Here is a 14,873-nt window from a genome sequence, read left to right as displayed (position 1 = left end):
CAGGGAGATAGCTATTTTTTATCTCCCTGAAATACCCAAAAAACAACATAACCAAATCATCTGGCCAGGTATGCTCCATCGATGGGATAGTAGCTGCCGGTTACGAAAGAGGATTGCGGAGAACTGAGCCATAATACCAGTTCTGCAACCTCTTCCGGCTTGCCCAGCCGGCCTATGGGATGCAAACCCACAAGTGCCTGCATCTCCTGCTGGCTCAGATGTTTGGTTAATAATGGGGTTTCAATAAATCCCGGTCCTACCGCATTTACCCGGACGCCTTTGGCGGAATATTCCACTGCCGCCGCCTGGGTAAGCCCTACCACGCCATGTTTGGCCGCCACATAAGCACAGGACCCTGCGAAACCTACCGCTCCAAGTATGGAGGCCATGTTCACAATTACACCGCTACCGGCTTTTTCCATCACCGGCAACTGGTAGCGCATGCCATAAAAAACGCCATTGAGATTTATGTTAATAACTTTTTGCCACTCCTCCAGCTTATACTCACCCGTGGGCGCTGCTGCTCCGCCAATACCGGCATTATTACAGGCAATATCCAGCTGTTTGAACTCCGCCAGGGTTTTGGACACCAGTTGCTCACAGTCGGCCGGGCTACTGCTATCCGATTTTACAAAGATGGCCCTGCCTCCTTTGCTGTTGATCCCGTCTGCCACGGCTTTTCCACCCTTTTCATCAATATCACTGATCACCACAGCCGCGCCATTGGCGGCATACAGCTCCGCTACACATTTACCAATGCCGGAACCCGCGCCAGTAACCAGCGCTACCTTGTTTTTCAATTGGTCCATAACAATGTTTTTGCTCTAATAAACAATACAGCCCAATGAAATGTTCCTCATATTTTTTTATTATGTTTGCATAGATGTTGCCGATTAATTTTCTTCACTTAAGATGTCCCATCATCAAATCATGTTTTTTTAAATACTAGTAATGGAATACAATACCACGCGCAATTACCTGATAATGAAGGAATATGGCAGGAATATCCAGAAAATGGTGGAGTACCTGGTAACCATAGAAGACGACGAAGAGCGCCAGCGTAATGCTATGGCTGTAATAGAGCTGATGGGTACGCTGAACCCGCATTTACGCAATGTGGAAGACTTCAGGCATAAATTATGGGATCATATTTTTAATATCTCCGGCTTTAACCTGAAGGTGGAATCACCCTATCCAATCCCCACTATTGAAAAGCTCAGGGCCAAACCCGACAGACTTCCTTATCCAAAGAAATATCCCAGGAACCGTCACTTCGGTAAAAACCTGGAAATGATCATTGACAAAGCCGTACACGAAGATAATCCCGAAAAAAAGGAAGGATTTACCCAATGCATCGGTAACTATATGAAACTGGCCTACAGTAACTGGCATAAGGAAAGTGTACACGATGATGCCATCAAGGCAGAATTACTGGCTATTACAGACAACCAGCTGGAATTCCACCCGGGCCATGCTGCCCATATTCCAGCCCCTGTAAGCTTTGTACCAAGCGGTAACGTAGCAGGCGCAGCCGACCAGTTCCGCTCCAGTAAGCGCAAAAACTTCCAGCAAAACAAGTTCAAAAGCAGCAATAGCGGCAGTGGCGGCAGCAAAAGCCGGGATAATAACAATAAGCACAATAACAAATACAACAAAAACAGGAACAAGTGAGTAGTGCTTTTGAAGTAAGAGGCGGCAACCGCTTAAAGGGAGAAATTATACCCCAGGGTGCCAAAAACGAAGCTTTACAAATCATCAGTGCTGTGATGCTAACCCCCGAAAAGGTTACTATCACCAATATTCCGGATATAGTAGATGTAAATCTGCTGATAGAGCTGTTAGGAGATGCTGGCGTAAAATTGAATCGTATCAGCAGGGATACCTGCGAATTTCAGGCAGATGCAGTAGACCTGAAATACCTGGAAAGCCCTGAGTTTAAAAAGAAATCCGGCCGTCTCCGTGGCTCGGTGATGATTGCAGGTCCGCTGCTGGCAAGGTTCGGACGCGCCTTCATCCCAAAACCCGGTGGCGATAAAATAGGCCGCCGCAGACTGGATACCCATATCATCGGGTTCGAGAAACTGGGAGCCAGGTTTGTATATGATGCGGATGATAACTACTTCCGCCTGGAATCTTCCGGAGGGCTCAAAGGCACTTATATGCTGCTGGATGAGCCAAGCGTTACCGGTACTGCCAATATTGTAATGGCAGCGGTAATGGCCGAAGGAACCACCACTATTTACAACGCTGCCTGCGAACCATATCTCCAGCAGCTGTGTAAAATGCTGAACCGCATGGGCGCCCGCATCAGCGGAGTAGGCTCCAACCTCCTCACCATTGAAGGCGTGAAATATCTTGGCGGCTGCGAACACAGCATGCTCCCGGATATGATCGAAATAGGCTCCTTCATTGGCCTGGCCGCCATGACGCAAAGCGAAATCACTATTAAGAATGCAGGTGTAGATAACCTGGGTATCATCCCGGAAAAATTCCGTCAGCTAGGTATCCAACTGGAAATCAGGGGAAACGATATTTATATTCCTTCGCAGGACTCCTACGAAATCCAGACATTCCTCGATGGCTCCATTCTTACCATTTCTGATCATCCCTGGCCCGGGTTTACACCGGACCTGCTCAGTATTGTGCTGGTAGTAGCCACACAGGCAAAAGGCAGCGTGATGATCCATCAGAAGATGTTTGAAAGCCGCCTGTTTTTCGTGGATAAACTGATAGACATGGGCGCACAGATCGTATTATGCGATCCGCACCGTGCAGTGGTAATCGGTTTGGGCCGCCAGCACAACCTGCGCGGAATCACCATGTCATCTCCCGATATCCGCGCCGGGGTATCCCTGCTGATCGCTGCACTCAGCGCAGAAGGAAAGAGCACCATTCAGAACATTGACCAGATAGACCGTGGCTACCAGTACATCGACGAAAGGTTGAGAAAGCTGGGAGCAGACATAAAGAGAGTATAAACAGTTGTTCATACTTCATCAAACCCAAATACCAGCAAAACATTTTACTGGTTTTTGGGTTTTGCATTTGAAGTAACCGCTACCTTGATTGTAATTAATAATGGAAAGAAAGATCATCATCGTTACCGCTCCTTCAGGCGCCGGTAAAACCACCATCGTGAAAAAACTGCTGGCTAACATGCCGGTACTGTCCTTTTCGATTTCCGCCAGCACCCGCACCCCGCGTGCCAGCGAAGTACACGGAAAAGACTACTACTTCCTGTCCTCCGATGAATTTCATCAGCGGATTGAAGAAAACGCCTTCGCAGAATATGAAATGGTGTATGCCGGTAAATATTACGGAACCCTGAAAAGTGAACTGGAGCGTATCTGGAACAACAACCAGATCCCGATGGTGGACATCGATGTAAAGGGCGCATTATCTATCAAAGAAAAATATCACGACAACGCACTCACTATTTTCATACAGCCCCCCTCGTTAGATGCCTTGCGCGTCCGGCTCAGTGAAAGAGGAACGGAATCACAGTCCTCACTGGACGAACGGCTCGCCAAAGCACGCTATGAGCTGTCGTTTTCCCATGAATTTGACCAGATTGTGGTGAACGACGAACTGGAGCACGCCTATGAAGAAGTAAAAAAACTGGTGACAGATTTTTTAAATATAAAATAGCGACGTGATCGTTGGTTTTCCTAATTCGTTATTTTTGTTAGGATGGATGGATACACAATAATTATTTTGGTTTTCCTGGTATTGCTGGCAGGCTTCTTTTCAGGTATCGAAGCTGCCTTTGCCAATGTTAACAAACTTAGCATTGAGCTCAAAAAAAAGCAAGGCAGGGCTACTGGCAAAATACTGGCCAGTCTGAATGAAAACCCCAGTCGCTTCCTGGCTACCAGCCTGGTAGGATTCACGATCACCATAGTTGTTTATGGGATCCTCGTGGCAGGCGTATTTCAGCCGGCGCTGGACACTATTATGCGGACGCCTGATTCCGCCAGCATTCAACCCTTTATTATTTTCGTTGAAATAATACTGGCCACCCTGCTGGTATTATTCCTTGGCTTTTTTATTCCAAGGGCAATTTTCCGGTCAAGACCCGAAGCACTGCTCAGTTTCTTTGCACTGCCCGTTTCCTTAGTGGCCAAGCCATTGTATGTGATCGGTAATGTACTCGCTTCGATCTCCGAATGGATGCTGAAATATTTGTTCAACGTCCGTATCGTGGAAAATGGTGAATCCTTCACCCGCGTGGATGTAGAACATTTTATCCGGCAGTCGCAACAGCACTTCGGGGAAAATAACCAGGAGCTGAATACAGAGCTGTTTGAAAATGCTTTGTCACTTGCACATGTAAAAATCCGTGGTTGCCTGATTCCCCGCAAGGAAATAGAAGCGCTCGAAATACACCGGCCACTCAGTGATGCCCGGAGTAAATTTATGGACACCAAGCTATCTAAGATCATTATTTACGAAGGTTCCATTGATAACATCCTGGGCTACATCCACCAGTTGGATATGTTTAAGAGCCCGCCTGATATTAAAAGCATCATTCATCCCATATTGGCGGTACCGGAAACAATGAGCGCTATTGACCTGCTCAGCAAGTTTAACAAAGAACGTAAGAGCATTGCCTGGGTAGTAGATGAGTTCGGAGGAACGGCAGGTATCGTAACCATTGAAGATGTACTGGAAGAAATTTTCGGAGAAATCAAGGATGAACACGATGAAGAAGAATTTGTAGAAAAGCAGATCGCTGAAAAAGAATATATTTTTTCCGGAAGATTAGAGCTTGATTACTTGAATGAGCGATATGGACTGGACTTTCCGGAAGATGAAAGTGAAACATTGTCCGGATACATTATCAACCATCACGAAACCATTCCAAAGATCAAGGAACGCATTATAATCGATGATTATGAGTTTGATATTCTGAATGTTACGGATACCAGGATCGAAATGGTGAAGATGAAGATGTTAGTATAAGGGTTACCGTTAAATCGGTTGACTTATCTGATATTAATATGATATAATTATTTCCGTAATGTAATGGTTAACGATACAATAACAATTTTGCTAAAACGTTTTTAAAAAAAGTAGTAGGAATTTAACACGGATTGTATACATTTGCTCCAGATGATGTAACACAATGATTTGATTTTTGTTAAAAGGTTGTAAAAAAAGTGTTCCAACATTGATAATAAAATAATTCTTGTTATTTTTGTATTACAATATAAAACGCAACCAGGGATTCTTACTTATTCTGAACGCTTGCCATCAATTAGGTAAGTAGCATAACTGGAAGCTAAAGACATTCTCGAATTCAACTTTTTTGGGGTTAACAAACAATGGATGAAAGGCCGGCTCTTGATTCTTCTCGGGCTGGCTCTTTTTTTTCTCCCAACTGCTCCTACGCTTTTCTTCTTTTTCTTCTTCCTGATTTTTTCTTTTTACGTACATGCCATTGGCATAGTCACCACCTTCGATTAAAGCAATATTAAAATAGGGTACTTTATGGCTGCACACTGTAATTTGTAGTATGCAACCGCTATATTTGTGATCCTTAATAAGAAACTGTATTCAACATCGTTCGACCGTATAAAGTATGTTAAAGAAATTATTCGCAAGCAATGAGGATAAGGCAGAGATGTCTTTTTTCGACCACCTCGAAGATCTCCGGTGGCACCTTGTCAGATCGGCCCTGGCACTTGTTGCATTCAGCGTATTCGGCTTTTTATATACAGAGGAAATCCTGGACAACGTAATTTTTGGACCTACCAACGCCGACTTCCCTTCTTACGTGATACTATGTAAAATCAGCCATTGGATAGGCATGGGCGACCGGCTCTGTATTACGCCTGTAAAGGTCCAGTTTTTGAATTATAAGATGGTGGGGCAGATTATGCTGCAATTTAAACTGGCGTTCATGATCGGCTTTATTTGCGCCTTTCCGTACATTTTCTGGGAGTTCTGGCGCTTCGTAAAACCAGCGCTGAAAGAAAGAGAACTGAAAGGAGCAAGAGGCGTGATCTTCTGGGTATCTTTTCAGTTTTTCCTCGGTATCGGATTCGCCTATTTCCTGATGGCGCCCTTCACCATCAACTTCCTCGCTTCCTATACTGTTACGGCAAAAGCTGTAAACCAGTTTTTTATAGATGATTACTTTGATCTGATGACACAGATCGTACTGGGTATGGGGATCCTGTTTGAATTGCCCATCCTCGTATTTTTCCTCACCAAACTGGGCATCCTCACACCGGATTTCCTCAAAGCTTACAGGCGTCATGCCATCGTGGTGATCCTGATCCTGGCTGCAGTAATTACGCCGCCGGATCTGATAGATCAGCTGATCGTATTTGTACCCTTATACTGTCTGTATGAAATCAGTATCTTTATATCGAAAAAGGCGCTGAAAGATCGTGAAGACAAGATGGCTAAAACAGATGTGGAAGAGTGGTCTTAATTATCTCTAACAGTTAATAAGATATTGAAAATGGAAAATATATTTAACCTGACATTGCCCGTGGCTATCGGTTCTGATCATGCAGGATATGAATATAAAGAAGAAGTAATTTCTTTCCTGGAGTCGAAAGGCCTGCAGGTAAAGGATTACGGCACCCACTCGAAAGATTCTGTGGATTATCCTGATTATGCGCACCCGGTGTCTACAGCAGTAGAAAGGGAACAAGCGGCCTTCGGTATTCTTATTTGCGGCAGCGCCAACGGGGTGGCTATTACCGCCAACAAACACCAGGGTATCCGTGCTGCCATCTGCTGGGGAGAAGAACTGGCGCGGCTGGCACGTTCACACAACAACGCAAATGTGTTGTGTATCCCTGCCCGTTTTGTGGATATTCCTGCAGCCAATCAAATGGTAGAAGTGTTTATGGGTACGCCGTTTGAAGGTGGCCGCCACCAGGACCGCGTACGTAAAATGGTTTGCCTGTAACGGTTTAAAGCCATATATCATTTTTTACTGTAACGAATACACGAAATTGTAGTAATATTAAAGAGCCGGCTTCCAACCGGCTCTTTTTATTTAATATTCATGTGAATCTGACTATAAAAAATTACTCCATGAGAGTTCTGTTTGCTGTCGCCTTACTGTTGCTGATGAATATTGCGCAGGCACAAACCAATAACGGGGTGGCTGCAGAATATGGTGAAACCATTACCGCCGCCGGTCTTAGCCGGCAACTGCACATTATTGCAGGCCCGGAAATGGAAGGAAGGGAAACCGCCACAAGAGGACAGGAGAGGGCTGCAGCCTATATCATCAGCCAGTTCTCGGCCGCAGGACTTCAGCCCGGCGCCCATGGGAAATGGGAACAATATTATCCCATCTATTCAGATAGTTTGCTCAAAAGCACTATCACCGTAGGTAATAAAACATATTTATTTGCACAGGACTTTCTCGCGGATCTCCGCTCCGGCAACAAACAGGATCTACGCGTATCCCGCGTATTTTATGCAGATGCAGGTGTAGTTACGGCAGATCACAATGATTATGAAAACATGGACGTAAAAGGCCAGGTAGTGATGATCAGGGATGATGTCAGGAAAGGATTGCAACGGGACCGCCGCAGCCTCGACGAGAGGATCAGCACCGCGAAAAATAAAGGCGTGGCTGCCTTACTGATCATCAGCCCCGCTGCCGGCAGATACCGCTCCCTGGAGCAGAAAAAACTCCATACCACCGGACTTTACTGGCAAAAAGATACCTCCTGGAATCCAAATATTTATTACATCACCCCGGCTCTGGCCGCCGATATACTCCGTACCGATAAAGGCGATAATCTCCTCGAAGAAATAAACAGGGGCTGGAAGCCATCGCCGGTTACGCAAATACCGGTTCATCTTGTTTTTGATAAAGCAGCTACCGTTTTGCAACCCTCCAATGTACTGGCTTACCTGGAAGGCACCGATAAAAAAGAGGAAGTTGTTTTTGTGACTGCCCACTATGATCATCTTGGTAAAAAAGACGACGAAATTTTTTATGGCGCAGACGACGACGGATCAGGTACCAGCGCTGTGATAGAAATTGCCGCCGCTTTTGCACGCGCCAAAAAAGCCGGCAACGGTCCGCGGAGAAGTATGGTATTCATGACCGTATCCGGCGAGGAAAAAGGATTGCTAGGCTCCCAGTATTATACCGAGCATCCCGTTTACCCGTTGACCAACACCGTAACCGATCTGAACATTGACATGATAGGACGCATTGATCCTGCACATGAAAAAGATACAAACTATGTGTATATAATCGGCGATAACAAACTCAGCTCTGAATTGCGGCCGGTTAATGAAAAAGCCAATGATACATATACCCATCTTAAACTGGATTATAAATATAACGACCCCAACGATCCGGAAGGATTCTACTACCGCTCCGATCACTATATGTTTGCGCAGCATGGCATTCCCATCATTTTTTATTTTAATGGCACACATGCTGATTATCATGCCCCAACAGATACTGTGGAGAAGATCAGCTACGACCTGCTGGCAAAAAGGGCCCGCCTGGTTTTTTACACCGCCTGGGAAATTGCCAACCGCGAGCAGAAACTGGTGGTCGACCGGCACGAAAAATAAACCAATAAGCTTAAATCTTCCAAAAAATCCCTGATTCCGGTATGGATGTACCGGCTAAATCCTTTTTGTTTTTTTTAACAAATTTTTTTAAATTGTGTATAGACTCTTTTTTTAAATGAACAGGTGAATCAAGTTACAAGTAGTTGAGGCGATTATTAACCATATAACTTACAGTATGGAAACACCTGCCACCTTTCTGTTTTTATAAAATACTATCCCACAAGGCGAGCACCCTTGTGTCCTGATTGTTTTACGACGGAAACACCTAGTTAATGCATTGAAGTATTTGTAGCTAATAATCCTGGTTGTTCAGAATGTTGAGAAACGGAAATGCTCATAGCGCGCAATGGTACACCCTGCCATAATACAGCACTCGTAGTGGAAACCTAAAACTGAGAATGCATGCCTGATTTTTATAACGCTTACTGGTGGCTCTTTTTATTAAGAGGAACTTTCGCCCTCGTTTTGGGAGTACTGGCCGTAGGTTGGCCTGGTGCTACTTTTACCACATTGATCGTTTTCTTAGGCGCATATCTTTTTATTGCCGGCCTTTTTGCTGTGGCAGGTGCAATAGCAGCCAGGAAAACGAACGAGAACTGGGGTATTTTCCTGCTTTCGGGCCTGCTGGGCGTTATATTAGGTATCCTCACTTTTTACAATCCTTTTGCTACCGGCGCTGCACTCATTTACCTGGTTGCTTTCTGGGCTGCGCTGGCAGGCCTGTTTGAGCTGATCATTGCCATCAGGTTAAGGAAGGTGATAACAGGTGAGGGCTGGTATATTGCGGGCGGTTTGCTGACCATTATCTTTGGGATTCTCCTCGTCGCAAACCCCGTGGCTGCCGCCGTTACACTTACCTGGATCTTTGGGATATACGCAATTTTCACAGGAATCATGCTCATTTTACTATCATTCAGACTGCGAAGCATTAAACGATAGCTATATAATTGAAGAATATAATACCCTGATTTACTATTTTTTAAAGCACCCCATTTATGCAAGCTTATTCTTTAACTAAAACCGTTCTTTATGATTGTCACAACACCTGACTAGGGCACCTGTTGCTGCCGTTTATCAGGGTGTTGATACCTCCCTTTTAAATTAGCGTGGCAGGTGCCGGTAGTATCCGCCGGAAGGAGACCCGCGGTACCCCAGATGCTATTTCTCCCGGCCCATTTACAGGCTGTTGTTCTAGCTAATTGTGAATACTTTAAAGTTAACCGTTATGTCATCCACCGAATTTAATAACTTATTACTCGGAAATGCCGATTTCCTGCGGCCATATGCTGTAACATTGACTAAAGACTCTGAATCCGCAAAAGATCTTTACCAGGAAACCTTATTCAGAGCACTGTCTAATCGTGATAAGTATCTCGCCGGCACTAACATCCGCGCCTGGCTATATACGATCATGAGAAATATCTTCATTAATAATTATCGTCGCGGTAACCGCCAATACCGGTTACTGGATAATGCAGTAGGAGATTACCTGTTGAGCCACCAGCCTTCTGCCATCGGAAACTTCGCGGAATCAGACCTGCGGGTGAAAGACGTGCAGATGGCAGTGTATAATCTGCCGGTTATTTTTAAGCAACCATTCCTGTTGTATTTTGAAGGCTATAAGTATTATGAAATTGCAGCTATACTCAATGAACCATTGGGTACGGTAAAAAGCCGTATCCACTTTGCCCGGAAAATGCTGAAGACGCGTATCACAAGGCATTAGCCGCTCGTTAATCTTACAATAGTATCATCAGACTTGGATAACAGAAGTCTGCAAACCCTCAGTGTGACCATTGAAGACGCTGCTAATACCCCGTAGCAGGTGTTGTTGTTTGTGTGTTTTATTGTCTGCCCCCGGCAGATAACCGGTTATTGCTGTAGCCTGTTTGTGAACTTCTGTTATCCCCATTTTTCCTCCGATTGTCATCCCCCTGCTTCCAATCCCCTCTATAAGCACAAATCTTTGTTAAATAACCATTTATTATCGGGGGAAATATATAAAAACCGGTTTAAAAGCCGTTTATTAGCGTAGACTTTTCAATTTTTTTCCGGTTTCTCTACAACTAAACTGTACGCCCGGCAACAACAATGCTTATTTTTTTATGCCTAAAGTAACTTTCAACAACAAGAATGCCTTATTCTTTCCAGCACTCAAATCCGCTGTAGAGGACTATTTCAAATCAAACAACATTCAGAAAACAGGTAACTGGAAACTATATATAAAAACCGCTGTCCTTATTCCGGTAGCAGTAGGGCTGTACCTTTCGGTATTATTTATATCGATGCCGGCCATGCTCTCGGTAACTTTATGCGCTTTGCTGGGGTTTGTACTGGCAAGTATCGGGTTTAATGTAATGCATGACGCATGTCACGGCAGTTACTCTACCAACAGCAAAGTAAACGACACCCTCGGTCTTACCCTTAACGCATTGGGCGGCAACGCTTTCATCTGGAAACAGAAACACAATATCATTCACCATACTTACACCAACGTAGACGGCCTGGATGATGATATCGCCAAAAGCCCGCTCATGAGACAGTGCAGCTCCCAGAAATGGGTGCCCATGCACCGGATCCAGCACATTTACGTAGTACTGGTATACGCTATATCTTCTTTCGCATGGGTATTTATCATGGATTTTGTGAAATACCTGAGCCGGAAAGTATATACTACCCCGCTGCAACCCATGAAATTAACCGACCACATGGTGTTCTGGGGCAGCAAGGTATTATACCTGGCGTTTTATATCGCTTTACCCATCGTATTGGTAGGCTGGCAGGCCTGGGCCATCGGCTTCGCAGTAATGCACGTGGTAATGGGCTTCACCCTCGCCATCGTATTCCAACTGGCTCACGTGGTGGAAGAAACCGAATTTGAAGCAGTGGGCGAAGATGCCAAACTGATCGAAAACGAATGGGCTATTCACCAGATCAAAACCACTGCCAACTTCGCACCGGGGCATAAAGTCATTTCCTGGTTTGTAGGTGGTCTGAATTACCAGGTAGAACATCACCTGTTCCCAAGGATCAGCCATGTGCATTACCCGGCCCTCAGCAAAATTGTGGCCGCCAAATGCGCAGAACATAACCTTACTTACAATTCCATCCCTACCATGCAGGGAGCAGTAGTATCGCACTTCCGCTTCATGAAAGCGCTCGGCGCGAAACCGTAGCGGAGGTTGTCTTGGCTCAGGATTACGCTGATTTTACTGATTAGCTGGATTTTTACTTTTAGATTTTTTTAGATTTTTTGATTTAATAATAATTAATAATTAAGGGAGATAAGAGCGGATATCCGCTTCTATCTCCCTTAATCCTTTATAAATCCAAAAGTAAAAATCCAGCTAATCAGTAAAATCAGCGTAATCCTGAGCCAAGACAAAATACGCATCACCGGAGGCGATTCTATTCTCCGCCTTTTTCGTACTTTTACACCCTTCAGAAATACTATATCTTTTCTACATATAAAATATAAACAGCAGTCGTGATGAAGGCAAATTATTTAGACGAGCTTAACGAACAACAGCGGGAAGCAGTAATACATATCAACGGCCCTTTGATGATTGTAGCGGGCGCCGGTTCGGGAAAAACGAAGGTGCTCACCACCCGTATCGCACACCTGATGCGGAATGGCGTGGATGCGTTTAATATTTTATCCCTCACCTTTACCAATAAGGCTGCCCGGGAAATGAAGGAACGTGTGGAAAAGATCCTCGGTGGCAGCGAAGCCCGTAACCTTTACATCGGTACCTTCCACTCCGTATTTGCCCGCCTCCTGCGTGCAGAAGCACACCGGCTCGGCTATCCCAACGACTTTACCATCTACGATACCGACGACGCCAAAAGCGTTATCAAAACCATTATCAACGAGCTGAATCTCGATGATAAACACTATAAACCCAACTTCGTTTATAACCGCATCTCAGCTGCCAAAAACAGCCTCATGGGACCGGACGAATACCAGTTGGATAACCTGGTACAACAGGAAGATATGCGCGCCAACAGGCCGCTGATCGGCAAAATTTACGACATGTACGCCAAACGCACGTTTAAAAACGGCGCAATGGACTTCGACGACCTGTTGTTTAAAATGTATATCCTCCTCAAAACATTCCCGGAAGTACTGCATAAATACCAGCACAAGTTCAAATACATCATGATCGATGAGTACCAGGATACCAACCCTGCCCAGTACGAAATCATCAAATTACTCGGCGCTGTTAATGAAAATATTTGCGTAGTGGGAGATGATGCCCAGAGTATCTACTCCTTCCGCGGCGCTACCATCGAAAATATCCTCCAGTTTGAAAAGGATTATGATGATGTGAAAGTGGTAAAACTGGAACAAAACTACCGCAGCACCAAGTCCATACTCAATGTAGCCAATGAAGTAATTGCACATAACAAAGGACAGATAGAAAAAAACCTCTGGACAGATAACACCGAAGGCGATACCATCAAACTGGTACGCACCATGACCGACAACGAAGAAGGTAAATTTGTTGCGGATACTATTTCGGAACAGAAACTGCGGAATCATTATGATAACCGCGACTTTGTTATCCTGTACCGCACCAACGCCCAGAGCCGCTCCTTTGAAGAAAGCCTGCGCCGTAAAGCCATTCCATACCGCATCTTTGGGGGCCTGTCTTTCTACCAGCGTAAGGAAATCAAAGACTACGTGGCTTACCTGCGCATTACTATGAATACCCGCGATGAAGAAAGCCTGAAAAGGATCATCAACTACCCCGTTCGCGGTATTGGTAAAACCACCATCGAAAAAACCATTGTGCTCAGCAATGAACACAATATCACCATGTGGGAAGTACTGGAAAGGGCCAGGGAGTTCGGCTTTAAAGGCGGTACCGTAGAAGCCATAGAAGCATTTGTAATCATGATCAAAAGCTTCCAGGCAATGCTCACCTCGCACAACGCCTATGATGTGGCCGTTGCGGTGGGTAAATCTACCAACATTGTAAAAGAACTGTTTAACGATAAAACTACGGAGGGGCTTGCCCGTTATGAAAACGTGCAGGAACTCTTAAACTCCATCAAAGAGTTTACAGAAACCCCCGATGAAGAAGGAGAGCTGCTTGATAAAAGCATGGGTTCTTATCTTCAGCAAATCACCCTCCTCACAGATGCCGACCAGGGCAGCGATGAAAACAGCGATGTGGTGAAACTGATGACCATCCACGCCGCAAAAGGACTGGAATTCCCGGTGGTATTCACCGTAGGGCTGGAAGAAACATTGTTCCCCAGTGGCATGTCTATCAACACCCGGGAAGAACTGGAAGAGGAAAGAAGACTGTTTTATGTAGCCATTACCCGCGCAAAGGCACGCTTATGGCTCACATACGCCAATAGCCGTTACCGCTTTGGTAACCTGGTGCAGAATGAACCGAGCCGTTTCCTTGAAGAAATGCCGGAGAAATTCATTGACCGCAGCTATGCCGGCGGAGGCAGCGTACGCAACGCTTTCGGCGGTGGCAGCACCTCCGGATGGAGCAACAGCAATAATATGTTCGACCGGAAAAAGGCGCCGTCGCAACCGTCGCAGCCGGTGGCACAGAAGCCCGCTGCCAAACCCACCTTTTCTCCCGCCACTACCCACGTACCTTCCGCTGATTTTGCCCCGGACGATCCGGCCGGCATGGAGCCCGGTATGCAGGTAGAGCATCAGAAATTTGGATTTGGTATCATCGCAGCATTGGAAGGAGCACCTAACAACAGGATTGCTACCATCAACTTCCCTAAAGGCGGCGGTGAAAAGAAAATTATGCTGAACTACGCCAAGCTGAGAATAGTAAGATAAGTGACATGAAAACCGCGATGTTAAAACTCCGGCAGTTTTGTGCCTACCAGGAACGGAGCCACCAGGAAACAAAATACAAATGCCTGGAGCTGGGCCTGAGGGGAGAGGAAGTAGACGAAGCCATTGCTGAGCTCATCGCTGAAAATTTTCTCAACGAGGAAAGGTTTGCCAAAGCCTACGCCGGCGGCAAATTCCGGATCAAGCAATGGGGGCGCAAAAAAATTATGATGGAGCTGAAGCAGAAACAGGTATCTGCCTACTGCATCAAAAAAGGAATGGAGGAAATTGATGACGATGATTACATCGCAGTACTTCACAAGCTGGCAGAGAAAAAATACCAGTCGCTCAAAGGAGAAACAGCCATGAAGCGCAGGTATAAGGCCATGCAATATCTCCTTCAAAGAGGTTTTGAACCAGACCTCATCAACGAAGCACTTGAACAAATCGCAAAGAACGAGGCTTAAGCGGGCAATAATTTGAAAAGTTTCTA

At 45.4% G+C, this 14,873-nt stretch carries 13 protein-coding genes; 12 read left to right on the top strand and 1 reads right to left on the bottom strand.

The window, feature by feature from the left end; genetic code table 11:
- Positions 1-56: 56 nt before the first annotated feature.
- Positions 57-809 (bottom strand): SDR family NAD(P)-dependent oxidoreductase, encoded by a 753-nt coding sequence (locus tag ACLHR0_RS06135; RefSeq protein WP_436485369.1) that lies wholly within the window; start codon positions 807-809, stop codon positions 57-59.
- A gap of 142 nt (positions 810-951) precedes the next feature.
- Here ACLHR0_RS06135 and ACLHR0_RS06130 point away from each other — a divergent pair, with 142 nt between their 5' ends.
- From ACLHR0_RS06130 to ACLHR0_RS06075, 12 genes are all read left to right on the top strand, one after another.
- Positions 952-1,671 carry a DUF4290 domain-containing protein gene (locus ACLHR0_RS06130; protein ID WP_436485367.1) on the top strand — a complete coding sequence of 240 codons (720 nt, stop codon included), beginning with the start codon at positions 952-954 and terminating at the stop codon, positions 1,669-1,671.
- Positions 1,668-2,978 carry a UDP-N-acetylglucosamine 1-carboxyvinyltransferase gene (gene murA, locus ACLHR0_RS06125; protein WP_079471218.1) on the top strand — a complete coding sequence of 437 codons (1,311 nt, stop codon included), beginning with the start codon at positions 1,668-1,670 and terminating at the stop codon, positions 2,976-2,978. Before ACLHR0_RS06130 ends, murA begins: the two co-directional genes overlap by 4 nt.
- 100 nt (positions 2,979-3,078) lie before the next feature.
- Entirely contained in the window at positions 3,079-3,648 is a 570-nt protein-coding gene (gmk, locus tag ACLHR0_RS06120; RefSeq protein WP_370908623.1) for a guanylate kinase, read from the top strand.
- Positions 3,649-3,690: 42 nt separating this feature from the next.
- Entirely contained in the window at positions 3,691-4,962 is a 1,272-nt protein-coding gene (locus ACLHR0_RS06115; protein WP_370908622.1) for a hemolysin family protein, read from the top strand.
- Positions 4,963-5,581: 619 nt separating this feature from the next.
- Positions 5,582-6,439: a twin-arginine translocase subunit TatC gene (gene tatC / locus ACLHR0_RS06110; RefSeq protein ID WP_370908621.1), complete on the top strand. Its 858-nt coding sequence runs from the start codon at positions 5,582-5,584 to the stop codon at positions 6,437-6,439.
- A 30-nt stretch (positions 6,440-6,469) separates the two neighbouring features.
- Positions 6,470-6,925 (top strand): ribose 5-phosphate isomerase B, encoded by a 456-nt coding sequence (gene rpiB / locus ACLHR0_RS06105; RefSeq protein WP_370908620.1) that lies wholly within the window; start codon positions 6,470-6,472, stop codon positions 6,923-6,925.
- 128 nt (positions 6,926-7,053) lie between these two features.
- On the top strand, positions 7,054-8,565 hold the full coding sequence (locus ACLHR0_RS06100; RefSeq protein ID WP_436485363.1) for a M28 family peptidase: 1,512 nt from the start codon (positions 7,054-7,056) through the stop codon (positions 8,563-8,565).
- Positions 8,566-8,967: 402 nt separating this feature from the next.
- A complete protein-coding gene (locus ACLHR0_RS06095; protein ID WP_370908618.1) occupies positions 8,968-9,504 on the top strand; it encodes an HdeD family acid-resistance protein in 537 nt (178 codons plus the stop codon).
- Positions 9,505-9,790: 286 nt separating this feature from the next.
- Positions 9,791-10,291, top strand: coding sequence for an RNA polymerase sigma factor (locus ACLHR0_RS06090; protein ID WP_079471211.1), 501 nt, complete (start codon positions 9,791-9,793; stop codon positions 10,289-10,291).
- 379 nt (positions 10,292-10,670) lie between these two features.
- Positions 10,671-11,741, top strand: a complete 1,071-nt coding sequence (locus ACLHR0_RS06085) for a fatty acid desaturase family protein (RefSeq protein WP_429042620.1) — start codon at positions 10,671-10,673, stop codon at positions 11,739-11,741.
- A gap of 314 nt (positions 11,742-12,055) precedes the next feature.
- Positions 12,056-14,383 carry an ATP-dependent helicase gene (locus ACLHR0_RS06080; RefSeq protein ID WP_370908615.1) on the top strand — a complete coding sequence of 776 codons (2,328 nt, stop codon included), beginning with the start codon at positions 12,056-12,058 and terminating at the stop codon, positions 14,381-14,383.
- A gap of 5 nt (positions 14,384-14,388) precedes the next feature.
- Entirely contained in the window at positions 14,389-14,847 is a 459-nt protein-coding gene (locus ACLHR0_RS06075) for a regulatory protein RecX (RefSeq protein WP_429042615.1), read from the top strand.
- Positions 14,848-14,873: the final 26 nt, after the last annotated feature.

This window comes from Chitinophaga sp. ARDCPP14 (assembly GCF_051362515.1).
Taxonomy (GTDB): domain Bacteria; phylum Bacteroidota; class Bacteroidia; order Chitinophagales; family Chitinophagaceae; genus Chitinophaga.
This window is presented reverse-complemented; position numbering and strand designations above follow the sequence as displayed.